This is a genomic window from Novosphingobium sp. FG90 (assembly GCF_057808725.1).
The window spans coordinates 1-19,893 of sequence record NZ_JBMDIO010000044.1 but is presented as its reverse complement, the minus strand read 5'-3'; the positions used below and the strand labels follow the sequence as shown (position 1 = coordinate 19,893).

The window sequence follows — 19,893 nt, the reverse complement described above, 5'->3', positions numbered from 1 at the left end:
GGTTGATACCTGCCGCCCCGAAGCCCTGTCGGGCTTTGCGTGAACTAGGATCAGCGCACAGAAATCAACCCGCCATCTACCGGAAACATCTGGCCCGTGATGTAGCGCGTCGCGTCGCTGGCCAGGAAAACCATTACCGGTGCGAGATCGCGTGCCGGGTCACCGAACTTGCCGCCCAGAGGGATCGAAGACCGCACTTCCTCGTCGTGTTTCGCCAGGTCGTCTGGCGACATGGCTTCGCGGAACTTCTCATACATCGGTGTCACGACATACGGGAGCACCGCGTTGACGCGTACCCCTGAGGGACCCCATTCCTGGGCGACCGATCGCGTCCACGTATGCACCGCCCCCTTGGTGGCGCCGTAGACGGCATTGTCCAATTCGCTCGTGAGCCCGGACCTTGATCCGAAGTTGATGATGTTTCCGCCGGATGCCTTCATGATCGAGAAGGCCGAGCCGTTGGTGTTCATCGTTCCGAGCACGTTGATGTCGAAGAGGCGGCGGTAGGATGTCTCATCAACGTTCGCGACATCGACGAACGACTGGACGCCTGCCACGTTGACCATCACGTCAAGGCCACCCATGTCCGCCGAGGCCTCGGCGAACCGGGCATCGACCTCGCTGCGATCCGTCACGTTGAGCTTGTAGAACGTCGCGGTTCCCGGACCGGCGGCGGACGCCTCGGCCGTTCGCGCGCGTCCCTGCTCCTCCTGCAGGTCCATGCATGAGACTGTCGCCCCGGCCTCAACATAAGCGCGCACGATGGCGGCTCCGATTCCTTGGGCGCCGCCGGTCACGATTATCCGCTTGCCATCCAGTTGCACTGTGTACTCCTTGAGTCATGCGCGCGAATTTCCGTCGCGCTGGGGGGGAAATTATTGATCGTTCTTGTCTGCTTGCCACCGCGGACAGGTCGGTTCGTAATTGAAGGGGTGATCACCGAGGATCTCTAGCAACTCGACGACGTTTCCGTCCGGGTCGCGGCCGTACGTCGCGCGAAACGGTCGGTCTCCAGCGCGCTTGGGCGGTGTATGGAAGCGCATCCCTGCCGCTGAAAGACGTTCGAACTCCGCATCGATGTCGCGGACCGCGAAGCAGATGTGCGTGAAACCGGGATCGGACACCGGCCGGTCCGGATCGCCTGCCGAAGGCGCCGGGGAAGTGAATTCGAACAGCTCGATGCACTGGTTTCCGGCATCAAGAAGCATGAAGCGCGCAGCGGACCCGCGGAGGCCGACGATCGCATCAAGATCCTCAGCGTTCGACCAGCCATCCGCCACCAGTAGCTTGCAGCCGAACTGGGTGATGTAAAAGTCGGCCAGCCTTTCAATGTCGCCCGTCGCGATCGCGGTGTGGTGCAGACCCAGTATCATCGGTGGCCCTCCGTAACCGGGATGGTTGATTGCAATGTGCGTCTTTCGAGCATTTCGTAGACTGCATCGCGCGTGTCGCCGCGTTGCCCCCAGGTGAAGTTGTCGAGTGGGATCGCAGGGTCCGAAACGGGCCATGTCTCGACCTTGGTCCATTCGAGCACGACCGTGCGTTCGTCGATTTTCCAGTCATTGTCGCGTTTGGACAGGCGATCGATGTAGCGGGCACCCATGACGTCAGCGACCGTCTCGCCCGAGCCACGTCGGATCAGCGTCACGTGGACGTGGGCCTCGGAGATCGCGATGCCCGGCTCCGGCAGGTCGATCAGCACGTTCGCGATCGTGTGCATGGTCGCCGAATTGGCCCGCCACAGGCGGTCGACCACAAAGTCCGCGAACTCGTGTCCGGGACCTTTCCAGTATCCGTGGTCGTCGTAGCTATCGGGATGATACACCGACCTGACGAGGGCGGCATCGCAGCGATCAACCCCGCGGCAGTAGGTAGACAGGACCTCGTGGATACGCTGCTTGTCGATGAAGGCTTCGAGATCGGTATTCATGCGACTGCTCCCGCGTTTGCTTCGGGCGCGATGTCGATCACAAGCTTGCCACTGATCCGGCGCGACAAGAGATCGTTCAGGGCCGTGGGCACGGCTTCGAGCGGGTACCGCGCAGCGATGCGCGGACTTATCCGGCCTTGGGCGATCCACTCGGCCAGCGTCCTGAAATTGTCGGAATTCGCGGCAGGATCGCGCGCGAGAAAGCCCCCCCAGTAGACCCCGACGAGCTGGTAGCCCTTGAGCAGGACGAGGTTCACCGGCAGCTTGGGTATCTCGCCGGTGGTGAAACCGACGACGAGCAGCCGTCCATCCCAGTTCATCGCCCGGGACATCGCCTGGAAGGGCTCGCCCCCCAGCATGTCGATGCACACATCGGCGCCGCGCCCCCCGGTCAGCTCGAGCACCCGTTTGCGCACATCCTCCTCGGCATATCCGATTACATGGTCGGCGCCCATTTCGGCGGCCGTTGCGGATCGCGCGCGGGTGCGTGACACGGCAATGACCGTCGCCCCCATCGCCTTGCCCAGTTCGACCGCAGCGAGACCCACGCCGCCCGAGGCGCCGAGCACCACGAGCGTTTCACCGGGCGAGACTGTGCCTCGCTGGACAAGAGCGTGAAACGCGGTGCCGTAGGCCGTGAAGAGTGCGATTGCGGTCGCATAGTCCATGGTCTCTGGGATAGGCACCACTTCCGCTGCCCTGGCGGTAGCCTCCTGAGCGAAGGCGCCGTGACCGCTGCTCGTGAGCGCCATCACCCTTTGCCCAGGGTGCACAGCCGAAACGCCCGAACCCACCTCGATCACTTCGCCCGCGACCTCGAATCCGGGCACGAAGGGGAGGGGTGGCTTTAGCTGATAGGCACCCTTGATGATGAGACTGTCCGGGAAATTGATCCCGGCGGTAGCTGACCTGATCCGGACTTCGTCGGCAGCAAGGTCAGGCCTCGCGACGTTACCCACTTTCAGATTATCGGGAGGACCATAGGCATCGCAGACGATGGCCTGCATGGTTGCTGCGTTGCTGGTTGTCACCATTGCAGTTCGACCTCCTCGACCTGCGCGACAACGCCGGACTGGTAGCGCGGCCGGGAACCGTCACGGGGCCGAAACTCCGGAATTCGCTTGAACCATTCCTCCAGCATGATGGTGGTCTCGAGCCTGGCGAGGTGAAGTCCTGCACAGCGGTGAGGTCCTTCGCCGAAAGTCGAATGGGCAATACCTCGCCGCGCGAAGTCGAGCTTCCAGGGCTCGGGGTTCCGGCGCGCATCAAGGCCGGAAAGGGCGGTAGGAAGCAGGACCATTTCCCCTTGCTTGAGAGTAACGCCGCCGCATTCGATATCGGCAGCCACCATCCTGGCGGCGGCAACGAGTGGAAACCGGCGGAACATTTCTTCAACGGCCAGGCGCGCTGCAGCGGGGTCGGCTGCGAGTTGCCGGCGCGGTTCGGGATGCCGCGCCAGATGGTCCATCACCATGTTGAGAAAGTTCGTCACAGAATCGAGGCCGGCCAGAAGCAGCAGCGAGATCATGCCCAGCAGCTTGTCCCGATCGATGGGTGCTCCATCGATCCTGGCGTCGATGGCGAGGCTGATGAGGTCGTCGCCGCCTTTGCCGCCGCGGGCATCGATGATGGGTGAGACGTACTCGAAAAAGCCTCGGTTGGCGGCATCGAGATGCTCGGCCATTTCTTCCGGGGTATTGCCATCGGGGCGGGTCATGGCGCTGGCCAGCGCACGCAGCTTGGGTGCGTCCGTCATCGGCAGGTCGGCCATCATCATGAACACGCGGATCGGGAACTGCGCCGAGAACTCTTCGACGAAGTCGCAGCTACCCCGCGGTGCGAAAGCATCCATGAGTTCGACCGCGATGGCGCGGATCGCGGGTTCTCGCTCCCGGATCGCCTTGAGGTTGAGGCCTTGGTTGACCACCTCGCGGTAGGGGCGGTGCTCGGGTGGATCCATCTTCGAGGGCACCATCGCATACTTCTCGCCGGCGGCCTTTGGAATGAACAGCACCTGGCTGGAGTAGCGCTCCGGGTCCTTGTAGATTGCACTGATCAGCGAACCGGTGGTGGCAATCCAGTGGCCGCCATTGCGCGGCGTCCAGATGAGATCGGGAATGCCTGCTTCGTGAAGCCGGGTCCAGGCTTCCAGATATCCCTCGTCGATCCCTTCCGGCCGGTACATATCGATATCGAACACCCGCTCGCTTGGCACATGCGGCGGCACGCGAAGCGGTGCCTGCTCCTGGCTTTCTTGCATCTCGCCATCCTCTCGATGTTTTTGTTTTTTCGAACGACGGGAGGCGCGGCACGTGCAGCGCAAAACCGTCAAAAAAGAGCGGCCGCGCGCCATTTTGGCGCAGCGGCCGCCGCCCGTCACGCCGGGAGTGAGGCGCCGACTTTGGGCATAACTTCCTGCGCGAAGCGCTGAAGGGATTCATTGGCCGGAGCCATGTCGTCGATGTTGTCGTGGGAGTTGATACACAGCATGCCCCAGGATCCGACCTTGTCGACCAGATGTTCGATCTTCGCCGTCACCGTCTCAGGGGAGCCGCAAAGCCACACGTGTTCTGCGAGGAATTCCATGTCGACTTCGTCGGCGCTGATATCGACGCCGGAATCCTTGATGATCCCGTCGAGCAGTTTGAACTTCTTGTAGATGGGGAGCAGGTAGTGCTCCCAGCTGTAGCCAAGGCCACCGGCGATCGCTCTGCGTTTTGCCTCTGCGTCGGTGTCAGCCACGAACACCTCGCGGCAGACGCGCAATCGTTCGCGCTCAGGTGTAAAGCCGTTCTCGCGCATGGCCGTGGACCAGGTTTCCCAGTGGGATATCATTTGATCGACGCCGCCGAAGAACGAGATCGGGCTGTAGTTGCGCGCGCCGGCAAACTTCATTGAATTGGAGTTCGCGGAGAGGGCCGTCACCGCGATCTCGAATGGGTCACCCTTCCACAGGCCGTTCTTCGCGATCGTGACATCATACCCAGGCATATCGTCGGGGCCCGGGAAGCCACCGCGAAAATATTCGCCTACGAAGCGGAAAGGTTCCTCTTTCCAGACCTTCTCCATGATCGAAAGCGCCTCGAGTTGGCGCGCAGGCAGTTCGGAAAGGTCGTCGAACCCATGAAGGATGGCATCCGTATGATGACCACCAGGGCCGACGCCGAGATAATATCGACCTTCCAGTACCTGGCTAAGCCAGCCTACCCGGATCGCGAGCGTGGCAGGGTCGTGATAGGGAAGGAGGTGCGCCATGGGTGCGAACCGCAGCTTTTCGGTCACCATTGCTGCCGAAGCGATAATAGCTTCGGGCATCGGAATGTTCTCGAGCGCTAGGGTGTAGTGCTCGCCGACGAGAAAGTCCGAGAATCCCGCCTTGTCGCAGACCTGCGCCAGTTCGATGGACCAGTCGAAGATCTGCTTCGGCGTCCGTTGGGGTTGATTGTAGGGGGTGTGGAACAATCCGCATTTCATCGCAGCATCTCTCCTTGGCCGCGCGACGCGCGCCGCCAAGGGCCGCTATCGCTGAATTCCAGCATGCGGCTTGAAGTGCCGCACTGCTATGAAGTGGACACATCTGACCGCTTAATTTGCGATTCGTCAACGGGAATGTTGATAAGGTCGCTTTCTTTGTCGCTGTCCAAGCGAGGCGCAATGCCCTCAAGCAGGATCTTCAGCGCACGGTCGAATTCCCGGCTTTCATCCGAGCGGTCCCACTCGGCGGCACCGGCCGCCAGCATGAGGGTAAGACGATGGATTTCGCTGAGCTCGAAATCGGGCCGCAGCAGGCCAGCGCGTTGGGCCCGTGCAACCGGGACCGCACACACACCTTCCATCTTCGCTCGCAGGATGGCGATGGCGTGGCGACCGGTTTCGCCGTGCTGCGCGGCGATCGCAGCGGCCAATGCGCCGTGATCGGTGCGCCCTTCACACATTGTGCGCAGCATCGCCAGAAACGCGTCAGGCCGATCGTTCATGTTGTGGGCTGCTGCCGCGACGTCCTCGATATGCCGGTCCAGCACCGCGAGTGCGAGCTGGCATCGGTCCGCGAAGTTCCGATAGAGGGTCGCACGTCCGACGCCAGCCTCGACGGCTATCGCATCAAGCGCGACGGCATATCCGTTTCTGGCGAAAACACGCGCTGCCGCGGTGACAATCCGTTCGCGCCGTTCTTTCGCATCCTTGCGCACACGCCCCTCCAATTGCCGAAATCCGGACATTATTGTCCGGTTAATTATTCGGCTTTAGCGGGTGTTCATGGCTCGATCAATCTGGAACGGTCAACGCCGATGCCAGCCCTGCGATGGCAGTTGCGACTTCCATGTCGGCGGAGAAGAACGCGGAATGGTCGCCGGAAACGTTGAGCATCGACCCCAGTCGCTGTCCGCAGGCTCGCTGGTAAGCCGGAGCCACTGCCTGATCGCCGTCGCACACGATATAGGTCGCTGGGCGGTCGAGCCATGCCGGACGTTGAACGGTTTCGGCGAAGATGGCGGCCGGGGCAGGACGGTGCCGGGCACTGGCAAACGCCACGTCTGTCGGTAAGCAGAGGTGGTAGAGGGCAGCGACGGATTTCTCGCTGTCGAGTGAAATCCACTTGCCGTCATCCGAAGAAACCATCGCTTCGGCGCAGGTCGCGCTCACGCATATTCCCGATACATCCGCCGCAGTCTGACCCGGCTCCGGAAGGAGCGCGCCGAGATAGCACAAGTGGGCTGCATCATGACCGGCCTGCGAGATGACCATGCCGCCATAGCTGTGGCCGACCAGCAGGATGGTACGTCCTTGGGAGTTCAACGAAGCGACCAGTTCGCGCACCAAAGCGGCGTCGGTTTCCAGCGAAGCAAACGGGAGCTGGGGGGCATGAACCGTAAAGCGGGACGATAGAATTTCCCGCACGCGGGTCCATGCCCATGGCCCTATGAACAGGCCGTGGACCAGGACGATCTCAACGTTGCCATCGATTTGCGACTGCGACATCGAATTCTCCTGATTGCCTCGCCGGCCACGTTCAGCTCAACGGCGGGGATAGTCCGACGCAGCGCCGCTGGCGCCGGGCCAACGCACGGGGGTGTCGGACTCGAACGCTTCGCCGACCTGCTGCCACGGGGCGATATGGATCGTTCGCATGTCGCGGCTATGGATGCGCCATTCGTCGCCAACCCGGCGGTACTCATCGACATAGCGAACCGCGCCATACACCGCCGTTCCGCCCAGAACGAGTTCCAGGTGGGCCCCGACGAGCCCCCTCGCCTTGTCGGGGCCCTCGAACGCCAGCTGTGCGTAGTGCGGCGTATGGATCGTCAATCCCATCTGTTCGCGAGACGCCTTGATGAAATCGACGATCGCACCGCGACCTTCGCCTGCGAGGACGCCCGATGAACTGAAGGTAGCAGTGTCGGTGAAGCTGTTCCCGACGCCCTCGAGGTCGTCGCCGTCGGCCGCCAGAAAATATCCGACCACGAGATCGTTCAGTTCCGCCCGATCTTCGAGCCGCTTGATACGTGCTTCCAAGTCCATCTCCATTTCCTCGCGCGCTATCGTTCGTTCACTGGCCTTCGATCGCATCGAGCAGGGGGGCGAAGCTGCCGTATCCGCCGCGGAAGAACAGCAGGGGCTGTTCGGGCCGGACGACATCCAGTTCCTGCACGAGCCCCAGTACGATGTAGTGATCGCCGGCTTCGTGCACCTTGTCCAACGTACAGTCGATCCAGGCGACGACGCCGTCGAGGACCGGTGAACCGTTGGCGGATACCTGGTGACTCAGCCCGGCGAACTTGTCCTCTCCCTTCGCGGAGAAACGGCGACACAGGTCTTTCTGGTCGCTCGCCAGGATGTTGACGCAGAATTTCCCGGCGCTTTCGATCTGTGGCCAGCTGCTGGACGAGATGTCGGGGAAAAATCCCACCAGCGGCGGAGAGAGCGAGACCGAGGTGAACGAACCGACGACCATTCCGGCGCGCGAGCCGTCGGGCAGCGTTGCCGTGACGACGCAGACGCCTGTCGGATAGTGCCCCAGAACGCGGCGATAGACCGCGCCATCGATCACCGGATCGAGCTTCATGGTCACCGCCCGGTCCAAACCGGCTTGCGGCGTTCGCCGGCGGCGCGCTCACCTTCCTTCTTGTCCTCGGTGGCCGCGTACTCCTCGATCGGCTCGAAGCGGGTCATCAGCGCGACCTCCAGCGGGTGGCCGAGACGTCCGAGTGCAGCGGCCTTGGCTGCCTGCACCGCGAGCGGCGAAGCGGCATTGAGCTTGGCCGCCCAGGCTGCTGCCGCGTCGGCAAGCTGGTCGTAAGGGACGACTTCATTGACCAGGCCGTAATGACGCGCCTCGGCGGCCTTGATGCGCTCGCCGGTGAGGATGAGCTGCATGGCGATGTGGTATGGAAGCTGCCGGATCGCCCGGTGGACGACACCGCATTCGCCGATGATGCCGACTTTGGTCTCCGGCAGACCGAACTGGGCGGTGTCGGCGGCGACGATGATGTCCGCGCACATCGCCAGCTCGAACCCGCCCCCGACGCAGAAGCCCTGAACGGCAGCCACCATAGGCTTCTTGCAGGTGACGAGGGGGCCGCCGATGCCGGTCAGCCCGCCGCCGAGCGCCATGCGGGACTTGCGCTCGGCTCCACCGGATACGTCAGCGCCGATGCAGAAGCCCTTTTCGCCTTCAGCCGAAAGGATGACCGCCCAGATGTCGGGATTGGCGTTGATCTCGGTCCATGCCGCAAGAAGAAGATCGTCCATCTCCTGCGTGATCGCATTGAGGCCCTGAGGGCGGTTGAGGCGGACTTGGGCGACATGGCCCTCTACGGTGAATTCTACGTCGGCCACGGGCCTACTCCTTGAAGCTGTTAATGAGTGCGGTGGATGACGGGCCGCGATAGGCATCGAGGACCGGCTTGAGGCCCTCGCTCGCCATCCGCTCGCGGATCGCCAGAACCGACGGTGCGAGGTGAAGCAGCGAGTCCATCTCGGCTATTCCCGAGGTGGCGACCCGGAAACCTGCGGCCTCCGCAGCGCGATTGATCGAGAGTTTCTTGACCTGAAGTACGTCTGCCGGAACGAGGGCGATACGTGCGGCCATTGCTTCAGTCGCGGCAATCAGTCGCTCGGCCGGCACGCAGTGGTTGGCCCAGCCCCATTCGACGGCGGTCGGGCCGTCGATGCTGTTGCCCGGGAGGAAAGCGAATTCCTTGGCGCGCTTGGCGCCGACCTGTGCCACCCAGGTCGGTGCAATGAACCCCCCGCCGATCGGCACTCCCGGTTCGCTGATCCGGATGTCATCGGCGACGATGGTCAGATCGGCGAAGATGCACATCTGCGCGGCGACACCGGCGCAGTATCCGTGGACGGCAGCTATGACCGGTTTGGGATGATCCCAGATCGCAAGCCAGCGCGCGACGTTCGCGTTGAGGCGCTTGGCGTCGGCGACGGGATCCATGGCCGCAGCTCCGCCATATTGACCCAGGTCCATTCCGGCGCAGAAACCCTTGCCGTTGGCGCGGATGCCGATAACGGGGCCGCCGCTCTCCTTGAGCTCTTCCAGCGCCGCTGAGAAACTGTTCAGCATGCTACCCGACAAAGCGTTCGCCTGTGCGGGCCGGTTGAGCACTATCCAGCTGATCGGGCCGGAGTGCTCGATCAGGATTTCAGGGGCAGCGGCGTCCTGCGTCATTCTGCTCGGCCGATGGGGTTGCCGGCGCGCACGTGGTAGTCGGTTGTAAGGGTGGTGCGCAGTTCGCGGCGCTTGAACTTCCACTGACCATCCACCTTCACGACGGTATCGAAGTACTGGCCGTAAAGAATCCCGTCGGGACGCTCCTTGGTGTAGCGATGGATCGCAAGAACGACCGAACGAACGTTGGCCTCGGTCTCGCTGACGAAGTCGATGCAGATGTTCGAGTTGTGGTGCGAAGTGCCGCGGAAGAACGTGCCGATGCCTTCAAGTGTCTTCTTGTAGGCCTCCATCCCGGTTGCCCCGAAGTTCGGAGCATAGCTGACTTCGCAGTCCTCGACGAACAGGGCGGCCAGTTCGTCCGGATGGTTCATGTCGAGGTGGTAGGAGTAATCGAACATCATGCGTTCGATGGCGCGCATTTCACTCAGGTTTGCTTCGGTCATATCTTTGTTTCCAGTCAACATGTGCGTTGACCGTGCCGTCGCTATGCCGACCTGTCAACGCGTAAGAGGGGAAAAGATGGCGCCGGCCGGAAGGCCGGCGCCAGTCGGGAGAGTTCTATCAGCGGAACTTGTAGCTGAAGGTCGCTCCGTACGTGGCCGGACGGGCGGGCCAGCGGGTAACGGTGTCGAAGAAGAATGCGACGTTGTCCCAGTAGTACTGGTTGGTGACATTCTTGCCCCAGACCTGGAGCGACCAGGCATCGTTCGGATCGCGAATGCCCGCACGAAGATCGAGCAGGGTGTAGTCCCTGATCTTGTAGAGGTCCGAAGCGCCAATGAAGGCCCTCGTATCGCTACGGAACGTCAGATCTGCGCCTGCGAAAGCCGAAAGCGAGTCGCTGACCGGGAACTCGTAGCTCAGGCCCGTCGCGATCTGGTATTTCGGCGTGTAGGGCAGCTTAGCCCCGTCGAAGTTCTGGCCGACAGCACCGGTTTCCGGATTGATGCCGGTGTAACGCTTCACCGTCGCGTCGATGTAGGTGAAGTTGGTGTAGGCACTGAACCCTTCAGCCGGATTAGCCGTCAGTTCGACTTCGAAGCCCTTCACGGTCGACTTGGGCACGTTGACGAGGGCGTCGAGAAGGCCGAAGTTCGGATCTGCGATCTTCGAGCGGATCTGACGATCCTGATAGTCATAATAGAACGCAGCGATATTTGCCTGAAGCGTGCGATCGATCAGCGAAGCCTTCAGGCCTGCCTCGTAGGACATCAGCGATTCCTGCGTCACCGGCTGGCTCTGCTCCGTGGTGGAAGCTGCAACGGACGGGAAGCTGCCGGCCTTGTAGCCTTTCGCAACGTTGGCGTAGAGCAGCATGCCAGGGCGCGGCTTGTAATCGATGCCGGCGCGCCAAGAGACGTTGTCCTCGTTGAGCTTGCCGACGAACTCGCCGGGCAGATACGTCGGTGCTTCTCCGAGGAGGCCAGTCGTGTTGATGGTCAGGCAGCCCAGAGCCTGCTCTGGGGTAACGGTGATGGGATCGAGGCCGTTCTGGCTGCGGAGCAGGTTTGCGAAGAAGGTATAGAGCGGGGCGAACGGAAGATTGGCACCTTCGGCGGCGACACCGAAGAAGCAGCTGTTCGCCTTGCGCTTGGATTCGGTGTAGCGCACGCCGCCCTTGAAGGTGAAGTCACCGACGTCGTATTCGACGTTACCGAACGCCGCGTAGTTCTTCATGTTCTGGTTGGCGCGGAAGGCCGACCGGAAGATACCGCCGAGGAACGGTGCCGTGCCGGTATTGATCGTCGAGTCGCGGTAATCGAGTTCCGAAACGTCGCTCGCCTTGTCCGACGAGTAGTTCAGGCCAAGTATGAACCGGAACGGGCCGCTGCCGCCGTTCGCCAGGCGCAGTTCCTGCGAGAAGCTCTTGATACCGCCACCGAAGAACCGGAAATCGGCATTGTTCTGCACAGTGCCGTCGCCGTCGAAGGCCATCTTCTGCTTGTAGTCGCTATATGAGGACAGCGACGTCACCGTGAGATCGTCGGTGATGTCGTAGTCGACACGGCCGATACCCTGCCACAGGCGGTTGTCGAGGTAGGGGTTAATGTTCGAACTGAAGTCCGCCGCGCGAGCATTGTTGGGCGCGATCGGAGCGTCGCTGACCGGATTGCCCGGACCGGGATTGCGGACCGCGATCAGCTGGACTGCCGGCGGTTCGCCCTTTTCCATCCAGCCATTGGCGTTCAGTGCGACCCGAAGGCGGTCGGTGGGCTCCCAAAGAACCTGGAAGCGGCCCGCATAGTTGCGGGTCTTGCCGGTCTTTTCGCCGGTCGTGAAGCTGCGCTGCCAGCCGTCGCCATGGGTAATCTTGCCCGACAGACGCGCCGACAGGGTCTCTGTCACCGGCCCGCTGATGTAGGCTTCCCCATCGATGGTGTTGAATCGGCTGTAACCGACCGTGGCACCTGCTTCGAAGGACTTCGTCGGCTTTGCCGCGATATAGTTGATGGCGCCGCCAGTGGCGTTGTTGCCGAAAAGGGTGCCCTGCGGTCCCTTGAGAACCTCCACGCGTTCGAGATCGAAGCCGGTCAGCTTGGTCATGACGGGGAAGGGCAGGGGCGCTTCGTCGAGGTAGACGCTGACGTCGGGGTAGGAGCCGAGCGTGGTATCGTTGAAACCCACGCCGCGCAGCGTGTACACAGGTGTGTTCGAGGCGCTGGTGGAGAAGACGAGGCCCGGAACGACCTGTGCGATGTCCGACAGGGTGGTGATATTGCGCTCCTGAAGCGCTTGACCGCTAACGGCACTGACGGTCAGACCGACGTCATTGAGCTTCTGCTCGCGCTTCTGTGCGGTGACGACGATCTCGTTGGATGAAGGCGTGTAGTTTCGTCCTGAAGCGGCCGGAGCTGCGGTCGCATCGGTAGTGTCGGGCGTATCGGTTTCGGAAGTTTGGGCCATGACCGGGCCGGCGCATGCCAGCATCGAAGCGGTGCCGCCCAAAAGCACGGCACGCAGCGAGATATTCGTCAGTCGCATCTTCATCCCCTCAATCCAGGCATTAAGCCTTGTTCGTGTGAAGCGGCTTCCTTGTCCGCCTTCAACACTAATGTTGACGAGATCGCTTTGGCTCGTCAACGGTAAAGTTGACTGCGCTCGAAATTTTGTATGGAGCGTGGCAGAATAGCTTGGGAGCGGCGCATGGTGACTTTGGATAAGCTTCAGGAATTGGCGGTCGCTGCGACGACCGAACGAGGAGAAGGGCTGAGCGAATCGGACCTCGCCCTCATCTCGTTGGGGGTTTGCGCTTCGGTCACATCGCTTGATCGCGCAGCGATCGAAGTTGCTGTCGGTAGAGCCTTTGAGGCGGGGGCTACTCCGGCGCAGGTACAGGAAATCCTCTCGCTGGTTTCCGGGCTTGGCGTCCACACGCTCATGGCGGCGTCGGCGCCGGTCGTCGCTTGTGCGCGGGCGGCAGGTTTCGAATTCGACGAGACGCTATCTGACGAGCAGGTGCAGCTTTGGGAGAAGTATGTCGGGGATGACCCTTTCTGGGTCGGCTTCGAGCGCGAATTGCCTGGCTTTCTAAAGTCGATGCTGTTGCTTTCGACTGACCAGTTCAAGGCTTTCTTCAATTATTGCGCAGTGCCTTGGAAGAGCGGTCAGGTCCGTGCGAAGATAAAGGAACTGACCGCCATGGCCTGCGATGCGACGCCGGCGCATCGGTTTTTGCCCGGGTTCCGCTTGCATCTGGCGAATGCCGTCGCGCTCGGGGCGGGACGTCGCGCGCTCGATGAGGTAATGGCGATCGCGTCCCGAGCGCCGGTGCACAATGGAACCGAGTGAGTACAGCATCCGCGCTTGCGGAGACTTGATCCAAGTACGGCGCAACTGACAGTTTGGCCGAAGGCTGGCAGCTGCGTGGGAGCGTGCCGCTGCCGGCCTTCGGACTATGACCTCTACAAGCGGCGCAAGAGGACTGCCGACCGCAAAGGATCAGGCGTTTACTCCGCGCCACGCGAGCGTGCCGCCATCGATCACGTAAGCTGCGCCGTTGATGAAGCTGCTGTCTTCTGAGGCGAGAAAGCACGCCAACTTTGCAATTTCGTCGGGGCGTCCGAGGCGGGGAATGAGGTGGGCACCCGTCAGCACGGACATGATTGCGTCCTTGTCGGGAGCGGCCTCGTAGTACTTCTGCACCATCGGCGTGTCGATTGCGCCGGGGCAGTAGCAGTTGCAGCGAATGTTGTATTTGGCCAGATCCACCGCCGCGGCCTTGGTCAGCATCAAAACGCCGCCTTTGGTCGCGCAGTATGCGCCGGCCTGGGGATAGGAGACAAACGAGCCAGTAGACGCGACATTCACTATCGCTGCGCCGCGTGTTGATTTTTTCAGGTAAGGTGTCGCGTACTTGATCGTCAGCCAGATCGCCTTGAGGTTTATTTCGTAAACGACGTCCCAGACATCGTCCGGCAGGTCTTCGATAGAAGTGTGCGATGTAAGGTCGGTTTCGTGAACAGCAGCATTGTTGTGCAGCACGTCGATGCCGCCGTAAGTGTCGCTCGCGAAGTCCATCAGAGCCTTGATGGCTTCTGGATTGCGAAGATCGCATGTGAAGAATTTCGCATCATGTCCGGCGCTCGTGATCAGCGAGGTCGTGGCTTGGCCTGCCTCCTCGTTCACGTCGCTGACGATGACCCGTCCGCCTTGAGCAGCCATCTCCTGCGCGCAGGCCCGGCCCATTCCGCTTCCGGCGCCGGTGACGATGCAGACCTTACCGTCCAGTCTATTGCCCATTGTCTCTCTCCCGAAAAAAACGGGATGGCCATGAAGCCACCCCGTTTTGAGTTGCCGATCGGCTGAGTTTAATCGCACGGTTGCCGATCGAGTGGATTCAATCCGCCGGATTGCGAACTTTGGGGCACACCTCGGTCGCAAGGCGTCGCAGCGACTCTTCCCAAGGCTTGGGATCGTCGAGGCTGTCATGCTGGTTGTAGACGATCTGCCCCCAGCCGCCGACCTTGTCGGCCAGCGTCTCGAGCTTCTCGATCGCCGTTTCGGGCGATCCGCACAGGACCACGTGCTCGGCCAGGAAGTCCTCGTCGATTGTCTCGGGCGTCACGTCCTTGCCGGAGTCCGCGATGATCCCGTTGAACAGACCGAACTTGATGTAGATTTCCTTGAGATACTTGGCCCAGGTTTCGGCAAGACCGCTCTTCAGGAACAGCCGCTTGGCCTCCGCGTCGGTATCCGCGATGAACACGTCGCGGCAGACGCGGTAGCGCTTGCGATCTGGCGTGTGGCCCTTCGATTCCATCGCCGCTGCCCATGTGTCCCAGTGGGCCTTCATCTGCGGTGTGCCGCCGAAGAACGAGATGGGCGAATAGTCGCGCTCGCCGGCGAACTTCATCGACGACGAGCTCTGCGAAAGACCGGTAACCGCGATTTCGAGCTTGTCGCGGCCGCCGTATGGCCCATTGTTGGCGATGATCACGTCATACTCGGGCATCGTCTCGGGACCGGGGAAACCGGCCTGATAATACTTGCCCTTTTCGAGGAAGGGCTTCCCCTCCCACACGCGCTCCATCAGGTGCAGTGCTTCGAGCTGACGCGGCGGCAGTTCCGAAATGCTCTCGAAGCCGTGCAGGATCGCGTCGGTGTGGTGCCCGCCCGGCGCAACGCCCAGAAAGTAGCGACCTTCCATGACCTGGCTGAGCCAACCGATGCGGATCGCGAGCGTTGCCGGGTCATGGTAGGGAAGCAGGTGCGCCATCGGTGCGAACCGGATGTTTTTCGTGGTCTGCGCGCACGCCGCGATCACAGCTTCGGGCATGGGAATGTTTTCCCAGCCCAGAGTGTAGTGCTCGCCGATCATGAAATCGACGTAGCCGGCCTCATCCGCGATGCGGGCGATGTCGAGCGCCCAGTCGAAGATCTGCCGCGCGGTCCGGTGCGGCGGATTGTACGGGGTCATGAAGATCCCACACTGCATTGCCATGTAACCTCTCCTCGAAATTGTTCTCTGATGTGATCAGACGAACGTGCCATCGTCCGCCTTGGTGGAGAAGCGCGGCGCCACCTTGCTGATGAACTTCTCGAGTTCCTCCTGGTTGGCTTCCGGCTCGAGATGGCCCTGGCCGAACATGAGGAACAATTCGTCGAAACCGAGCCGATCGTGTGCCCGGCCAATCTGGTCCGCGATTTCGTCTGCGGAACCGATCAGGACGTTCGGCGGACGCTGGCCCATGGGAATGAACCATTCATCCCAGAACCACATGTGCTCTTCCATGAGCTGGCGTGCACGGTCCTTGTCGTCGGTCAGCATCAGGAAGCCGCCCCAGGCCGAAGCGTCGGTCTTGGTGACCTCGCGCCCGTTCTTGGCCGCGGTCGCGATGTAGCGATTATTGAGGTTCTCGCAGAAGTCGAGGTTGTCGGACAGCACGATGAGCTTGCCGCCTTCCTCCGCCCAGAAGTCGATGGTGCGTCCCGAGGCCGCGAAGCCACCATAGATCGGGGGATGCGGGTCCTGGTAGCAGCGCGGGGCGATGCCGATCTGGCGCACGATGCCGTCGGCATCCTGACCCTTGCCATACTTGGCATAGGCGGGGTGACCGGCCGAGCCGCCCTCGGGCGGGAACTGCCAGTTGTCGCCCTTGTGGCTGAAGACGTCGTTGGTCCAGGCCTTCTTGACGACGCGAACGCCCTCTTCGAACAGCGAACGGTTGCGCGCGTCCTGCTCGTCGCGGGCCTTAACATTGTCGGGCGTGGTTGCGCTGACGCCTTCCTTGATCCCGTATGCATCGACCCAGCGTGCGTGGTAGCCGCGGGTGAAGCCACAGTAGAGACGGCCCTGAAGCATGTGATCGAGCGTGGCGATCTCCTCCGCCACGCGGACCGGATTGTGGGTCGTCATGGTGTAGCCCATGATGCCAGCCTTCAGGCGCTTGCTGTTCTGGCCGACGAAAAGGCTGAACATGCCGGGATGGTTGTTCGCCTCGAAGCCCTCGATCTGGAGGTGGTGCTCAGGCTGACAGTAGCCGTAGAAACCCAGTTCGTCGGCGAGCTGAACGTAGCCGCGCACTTCCTCGAGGAAGCGCTGGTAGAGTTCAGGCCGCTGCCCGGCCATGCCCTGTTCGATTTCCTTCCGGCGCCCGACGACGCCAGTTTGCATCAGGTGATATTTCATCCCACTCCAGCCTTCTTGTCCGCATTGCTAGCCGGATAGGCGGGCCGCGCGGATCGTTGTCAATACAGGTGTTGATCGTGATATCGGCCACAAAGAGGCGGGCTGTCAACTCCTGTGTTGACGAGAGGCCATTGTTTTTTCCATAAGGGCCTGGAAGCCTACGAAAGGCATGATGGAGAGGACGATGCCGGCATTTCTGACAACCGAGGTCTCTACTGTTGGCGACCTGCTCCTGCGTGCCGCCCAAGAGCACCCCGATCGCCTGGGTCTCGCACTGCCGAACGCGACAGCCTCCTATTCGCAGCTGCTCGAAGGCGCGGTTCTGGTCGCACGTGCCCTGCAGGGGCTTGGCGTTCAACGCGGCGATCATGTGGCGCTTTTGATTCCCAACAGCATCGAGTTCGCGGAAGCATTCTTCGGGACGATGTTGGCGGGGTGCGTGGCGGTTCCGCTGAATGCGCGGCACCGTGCGGCCGAGATCGGCTATATCATCGGCAACGCTCGGGCGAGGGTGCTTCTGACGAGTCGCCACGACAGTGACCCGGTCGATTTTCTTTCCGTGGTGCGCGAGGCCCTGCCGTCCCCTGAGAGCGCGCCGAATCTTCGACAGGTGGCTTTGCTGCGTGGTGAGGGTGAGGCGGAAGTGCTTGGGAGGAAGGAGTTTCTCGCGCATGCCGAAGCGGTTGATCCTCGTGAGATAGAGCATACGCGGCGATGCGTACGTGCTCGCGACCCGGCTTTGATCATCTACACATCTGGCACGACTGCAAATCCGAAGGGATGTGTGCTACCGCACGAGGCCGTCACCAGGGGGCCCGTCGAACGGGCACGCTACCGACTTTCCGCTGGCGACAGCAACGTCACGTGGGCAGGTGGCCCGCTGTTCCATATCGGGAGCCTGGCTCCGTTCATCGGCTCGGTCGGGGTCGCTGGAACGTTTCTTGCCGACAGCTACTTCGAACCTGGGCGGGCTATCGCGCTCATGGCGGAGTACGGGTGTACACTGGCATGGCCATGGTTCCCTGCAATTGTGCAGGGGATTATCGACCATCCGGATTTCGATCCTGCGAAGTTCGCGGAACTGCGTTATCTGTTTCTGATCGCCCCACCGACGCTGGTGGAGCGAGTGCAGGATCTGTTTCCGCATGCCGAGGTGATCCAGGCTTGCGGAATGACAGAGACGTCAGGCGTGTTCGCACTGTGCGATGCCGACGAAACGCGCGAGTCGCGGTCTACGACAAACGGGAAAGCAGCGCCCGGGATCGAGATCAGAATTGTCGACCCGGAAACCGGCATTGATCTCGCAGATGGCAATATGGGTGAGATCCTCGTGCGCGGTTACAACGTCATGGATCGCTATTGGGATGCGCCTGAGAAGACCTCGGAGGCCCTGGACTCAGAGGGCTGGCTTCGGACAGGTGATCTTTATACACGCCATCCCAGCGGAAGCCTGGTGTTCGGCGGCCGGTGCAAGGATATGCTCAAGGTTGGCGGTGAGAACGTCGCGGCCATCGAGGTCGAGTCGTTCCTGTGCACGCACCCGGCGGTTAAGACTGCCGAAGTTGTTGGAAGGCCCGACCCTCGCCTTGACGAGGTTCCTGTCGCATTCATCGAGCTCTACGATGGCCAGATCGTAGACGAAGAAGTTCTCATCGCGCATTGCCGCGGACGGATCGCCAGCTACAAGGTCCCGCGCGCGATCCACTTCATGTCGGCCGCTGAGTGGCCCATGTCCGCGACAAAGATCGACAAGCGCGCGTTGCGCGCGCTGCTATGATCGGTTCACCGCTCCGGTGCGGCGCGCATCCCGTCGATGAAAATCGACCAGAACGCCTCTGCCACTTCAAGGCCCGTCATAGGGCCCCCAGGCGTAAACCAGCGATGCGTCCAGTTCAGCATGCCGAAAAGCGCGTTTTCGACCAAGCGAGGCGGCACATTCGCACGCAAATCGCCCGACGCGATCGCTTCACGAATGAGACTGATCAGCGTTTTATCGAATGCACGGGTCTTTTTCATGATCTCCTGCGCCCAGGGCGTCTCGTCCGCTCCGACCTGGTGCATTTGCTCCTGAATGTACACGAAGGTCGCAGGATAGTTCTCCTCATAGGAGACCATGAGGCGCAGGTAGATGGCGTGCAGCCGTTCGAGCCAGGTGAGGGAGCTATCGTCGATCAGCTTCTGCGCCTCGGCGATGTTCGCATCGAGGACGCCTTCCACCGTGACCCGGAAAAACTCTTCCTTGCTGCCGACGTAATAGTAGACGGTCGCACGATCCATTCCTGCTTCACGTGCAATATCCGCCAGCTTGGTTGCCTGATAGCCCTGTTCCTTGAACAGGCGCGCAGCGATCCGGACAAGCTCTTCCCGCTTGGCGGCATAGTCGGCGCCGCCTTCATTCTGGGCCGATTCGCGGCGGCGGGAGTAGTTGCTGACCTTGCTCATCCGATTTTTTCCCCGCGCATTGTTTCTAAAGTGCGCCTCCAGATTTCTCTTGCAGACCTATGGGTCAGTTCGTCAACGGGTAAGTTGATTCGCTTCGCATTCCGCGGAGGTCGGGCCTGGCCCGAAAAGCCATGATTCCCCAGCTCGCCCATTTCGCGACCAACCCCGCTTACGGGTCTGGTACATATCGTCGCCGGCTGCGCTTTGCGGCCGGCACGCGCACGGTGCACGCGCAGGTCGATGATACGCATCACTCGTATTGGCTGGTTCTGGAGCACGACAATGCGCAAATAACCGGGCTCGAAGCAGGCTTCAACCGCGCTCCGACGAACATGTGCCCGGGCTCGGTCACCGGACTGCAGTCCCTGGTCGGCGCAAGGCTGGATGTGCCCATGCGCGAGCTGATGACGAAGCTTCCTCAGACATCCAATTGCACGCACCTGGTCGATCTCGCTTTCTGGTCAATCGCCCACATCGAAGGTTCAGCGGTCTGGGAGATCGAGGTCCCCGATCAGATCGACGCTCCGGTGTGGATCGGGATCGGGCGAGACGGGACATACATACATCGCTGGCAGATTGCAGATTTTCGGGTCGTCGCGCCGGAAGAATTCGCCGGTAAGCCGCTGATGTCGGGATTCATGCGATGGGCAGGCTGTCAACGGCGGAGCAAAAGTCGGCCATGGGGCGGCGTAAAACCAGGCCATCGTG

21 protein-coding genes are annotated in these 19,893 nt (G+C 61.6%); 3 read left to right on the top strand and 18 right to left on the bottom strand.

Features of this window, described 5'->3' with window-relative positions; genetic code table 11:
* Positions 1-50 precede the first annotated feature (50 nt).
* The 14 genes from ACODRZ_RS23735 to ACODRZ_RS23670 all read right to left on the bottom strand — a co-directional run bounded on the left by ACODRZ_RS23735 (position 51) and on the right by ACODRZ_RS23670 (position 12,596).
* On the bottom strand, positions 51-824 hold the full coding sequence (locus tag ACODRZ_RS23735) for an SDR family NAD(P)-dependent oxidoreductase (protein WP_271184066.1): 774 nt from the start codon (positions 822-824) through the stop codon (positions 51-53).
* Between the two features lie 51 nt (positions 825-875).
* Complete coding sequence (locus tag ACODRZ_RS23730; RefSeq protein WP_271184065.1) at positions 876-1,373, bottom strand: VOC family protein; 498 nt, start codon at positions 1,371-1,373, stop codon at positions 876-878.
* Positions 1,370-1,930 carry a nuclear transport factor 2 family protein gene (locus ACODRZ_RS23725; protein WP_271184064.1) on the bottom strand — a complete coding sequence of 187 codons (561 nt, stop codon included), beginning with the start codon at positions 1,928-1,930 and terminating at the stop codon, positions 1,370-1,372. Before ACODRZ_RS23725 ends, ACODRZ_RS23730 begins: the two co-directional genes overlap by 4 nt.
* Positions 1,927-2,964 carry an NADPH:quinone oxidoreductase family protein gene (locus ACODRZ_RS23720; protein ID WP_271184063.1) on the bottom strand — a complete coding sequence of 346 codons (1,038 nt, stop codon included), beginning with the start codon at positions 2,962-2,964 and terminating at the stop codon, positions 1,927-1,929. The genes ACODRZ_RS23725 and ACODRZ_RS23720 overlap by 4 nt, the downstream gene beginning before the upstream one ends.
* Positions 2,958-4,283: a cytochrome P450 gene (locus ACODRZ_RS23715; RefSeq protein WP_488986263.1), complete on the bottom strand. Its 1,326-nt coding sequence runs from the start codon at positions 4,281-4,283 to the stop codon at positions 2,958-2,960. The genes ACODRZ_RS23720 and ACODRZ_RS23715 overlap by 7 nt, the downstream gene beginning before the upstream one ends.
* Positions 4,284-4,306: 23 nt before the next feature.
* On the bottom strand, positions 4,307-5,404 hold the full coding sequence (locus ACODRZ_RS23710) for an LLM class flavin-dependent oxidoreductase (protein ID WP_488972482.1): 1,098 nt from the start codon (positions 5,402-5,404) through the stop codon (positions 4,307-4,309).
* Positions 5,405-5,490: 86 nt separating this feature from the next.
* The gene (locus tag ACODRZ_RS23705) at positions 5,491-6,120 is read right to left on the bottom strand and encodes a TetR/AcrR family transcriptional regulator (protein WP_271184061.1); all 630 of its coding nucleotides are present in this window, start codon (positions 6,118-6,120) and stop codon (positions 5,491-5,493) included.
* Positions 6,121-6,196: 76 nt separating this feature from the next.
* On the bottom strand, positions 6,197-6,910 hold the full coding sequence (locus tag ACODRZ_RS23700; protein ID WP_271184060.1) for an alpha/beta hydrolase: 714 nt from the start codon (positions 6,908-6,910) through the stop codon (positions 6,197-6,199).
* Between the two features lie 36 nt (positions 6,911-6,946).
* Positions 6,947-7,450: a nuclear transport factor 2 family protein gene (locus tag ACODRZ_RS23695; protein WP_271184059.1), complete on the bottom strand. Its 504-nt coding sequence runs from the start codon at positions 7,448-7,450 to the stop codon at positions 6,947-6,949.
* Positions 7,451-7,478: 28 nt separating this feature from the next.
* Complete coding sequence (locus tag ACODRZ_RS23690; protein ID WP_271184058.1) at positions 7,479-7,994, bottom strand: flavin reductase family protein; 516 nt, start codon at positions 7,992-7,994, stop codon at positions 7,479-7,481.
* A 2-nt stretch (positions 7,995-7,996) separates the two neighbouring features.
* Positions 7,997-8,767 (bottom strand): enoyl-CoA hydratase/isomerase family protein, encoded by a 771-nt coding sequence (locus ACODRZ_RS23685; RefSeq protein ID WP_271184057.1) that lies wholly within the window; start codon positions 8,765-8,767, stop codon positions 7,997-7,999.
* Between the two features lie 4 nt (positions 8,768-8,771).
* Positions 8,772-9,611: an enoyl-CoA hydratase-related protein gene (locus ACODRZ_RS23680; RefSeq protein ID WP_271184056.1), complete on the bottom strand. Its 840-nt coding sequence runs from the start codon at positions 9,609-9,611 to the stop codon at positions 8,772-8,774.
* A complete protein-coding gene (locus tag ACODRZ_RS23675; protein ID WP_488962167.1) occupies positions 9,608-10,057 on the bottom strand; it encodes a nuclear transport factor 2 family protein in 450 nt (149 codons plus the stop codon). The genes ACODRZ_RS23680 and ACODRZ_RS23675 overlap by 4 nt, the downstream gene beginning before the upstream one ends.
* A 118-nt stretch (positions 10,058-10,175) precedes the next feature.
* A complete protein-coding gene (locus tag ACODRZ_RS23670; protein ID WP_488962166.1) occupies positions 10,176-12,596 on the bottom strand; it encodes a TonB-dependent receptor in 2,421 nt (806 codons plus the stop codon).
* A 162-nt stretch (positions 12,597-12,758) separates the two neighbouring features.
* On the opposite strand from ACODRZ_RS23670, the gene ACODRZ_RS23665 reads away from it, so the two are divergent.
* Positions 12,759-13,403: a carboxymuconolactone decarboxylase family protein gene (locus tag ACODRZ_RS23665; RefSeq protein ID WP_271184053.1), complete on the top strand. Its 645-nt coding sequence runs from the start codon at positions 12,759-12,761 to the stop codon at positions 13,401-13,403.
* Positions 13,404-13,553: 150 nt separating this feature from the next.
* On the opposite strand, the gene ACODRZ_RS23660 is transcribed toward ACODRZ_RS23665, so the two are convergent.
* The 3 genes from ACODRZ_RS23660 to ACODRZ_RS23650 form a co-directional block, all read right to left on the bottom strand.
* Positions 13,554-14,354 (bottom strand): SDR family NAD(P)-dependent oxidoreductase, encoded by an 801-nt coding sequence (locus tag ACODRZ_RS23660; RefSeq protein ID WP_271184052.1) that lies wholly within the window; start codon positions 14,352-14,354, stop codon positions 13,554-13,556.
* Between the two features lie 97 nt (positions 14,355-14,451).
* Entirely contained in the window at positions 14,452-15,555 is a 1,104-nt protein-coding gene (locus ACODRZ_RS23655; protein ID WP_271184051.1) for an LLM class flavin-dependent oxidoreductase, read from the bottom strand.
* A 33-nt stretch (positions 15,556-15,588) separates the two neighbouring features.
* Positions 15,589-16,728 carry an LLM class flavin-dependent oxidoreductase gene (locus ACODRZ_RS23650; protein ID WP_370424467.1) on the bottom strand — a complete coding sequence of 380 codons (1,140 nt, stop codon included), beginning with the start codon at positions 16,726-16,728 and terminating at the stop codon, positions 15,589-15,591.
* A gap of 199 nt (positions 16,729-16,927) precedes the next feature.
* Here ACODRZ_RS23650 and ACODRZ_RS23645 point away from each other — a divergent pair, with 199 nt between their 5' ends.
* Positions 16,928-18,520 carry a class I adenylate-forming enzyme family protein gene (locus ACODRZ_RS23645; RefSeq protein ID WP_271184049.1) on the top strand — a complete coding sequence of 531 codons (1,593 nt, stop codon included), beginning with the start codon at positions 16,928-16,930 and terminating at the stop codon, positions 18,518-18,520.
* 5 nt (positions 18,521-18,525) lie between these two features.
* On the opposite strand, the gene ACODRZ_RS23640 is transcribed toward ACODRZ_RS23645, so the two are convergent.
* Positions 18,526-19,185, bottom strand: coding sequence for a TetR/AcrR family transcriptional regulator (locus ACODRZ_RS23640; RefSeq protein WP_271184048.1), 660 nt, complete (start codon positions 19,183-19,185; stop codon positions 18,526-18,528).
* Positions 19,186-19,316: 131 nt separating this feature from the next.
* On the opposite strand from ACODRZ_RS23640, the gene ACODRZ_RS23635 reads away from it, so the two are divergent.
* On the top strand, positions 19,317-19,893 hold a 577-nt coding region (locus ACODRZ_RS23635; protein WP_488972481.1), incomplete at its 3' end, for a DUF2889 domain-containing protein.

Bases quoted from the DNA above. Each gene is read 5' to 3' on its own strand.
- ACODRZ_RS23730 (WP_271184065.1), bottom strand. From the start codon at position 1,373: ATGATACTGGGTCTGCACCACACCGCGATCGCGACGGGCGACATTGAA.
- ACODRZ_RS23725 (WP_271184064.1), bottom strand. From the start codon at position 1,930: ATGAATACCGATCTCGAAGCCTTCATCGACAAGCAGCGTATCCACGAG.
- ACODRZ_RS23720 (WP_271184063.1), bottom strand. From the start codon at position 2,964: ATGGTGACAACCAGCAACGCAGCAACCATGCAGGCCATCGTCTGCGAT.
- ACODRZ_RS23715 (WP_488986263.1), bottom strand. From the start codon at position 4,283: ATGGCGCGCGGCCGCTCTTTTTTGACGGTTTTGCGCTGCACGTGCCGC.
- ACODRZ_RS23710 (WP_488972482.1), bottom strand. From the start codon at position 5,404: ATGAAATGCGGATTGTTCCACACCCCCTACAATCAACCCCAACGGACG.
- ACODRZ_RS23700 (WP_271184060.1), bottom strand. From the start codon at position 6,910: ATGTCGCAGTCGCAAATCGATGGCAACGTTGAGATCGTCCTGGTCCAC.
- ACODRZ_RS23695 (WP_271184059.1), bottom strand. From the start codon at position 7,450: ATGGACTTGGAAGCACGTATCAAGCGGCTCGAAGATCGGGCGGAACTG.
- ACODRZ_RS23690 (WP_271184058.1), bottom strand. From the start codon at position 7,994: ATGAAGCTCGATCCGGTGATCGATGGCGCGGTCTATCGCCGCGTTCTG.
- ACODRZ_RS23680 (WP_271184056.1), bottom strand. From the start codon at position 9,611: ATGACGCAGGACGCCGCTGCCCCTGAAATCCTGATCGAGCACTCCGGC.
- ACODRZ_RS23675 (WP_488962167.1), bottom strand. From the start codon at position 10,057: ATGACCGAAGCAAACCTGAGTGAAATGCGCGCCATCGAACGCATGATG.
- ACODRZ_RS23670 (WP_488962166.1), bottom strand. From the start codon at position 12,596: ATGCGACTGACGAATATCTCGCTGCGTGCCGTGCTTTTGGGCGGCACC.
- ACODRZ_RS23665 (WP_271184053.1), top strand. From the start codon at position 12,759: ATGGTGACTTTGGATAAGCTTCAGGAATTGGCGGTCGCTGCGACGACC.
- ACODRZ_RS23660 (WP_271184052.1), bottom strand. From the start codon at position 14,354: ATGGGCAATAGACTGGACGGTAAGGTCTGCATCGTCACCGGCGCCGGA.
- ACODRZ_RS23655 (WP_271184051.1), bottom strand. From the start codon at position 15,555: ATGGCAATGCAGTGTGGGATCTTCATGACCCCGTACAATCCGCCGCAC.
- ACODRZ_RS23650 (WP_370424467.1), bottom strand. From the start codon at position 16,728: ATGCAAACTGGCGTCGTCGGGCGCCGGAAGGAAATCGAACAGGGCATG.
- ACODRZ_RS23645 (WP_271184049.1), top strand. From the start codon at position 16,928: ATGCCGGCATTTCTGACAACCGAGGTCTCTACTGTTGGCGACCTGCTC.
- ACODRZ_RS23640 (WP_271184048.1), bottom strand. From the start codon at position 19,185: ATGAGCAAGGTCAGCAACTACTCCCGCCGCCGCGAATCGGCCCAGAAT.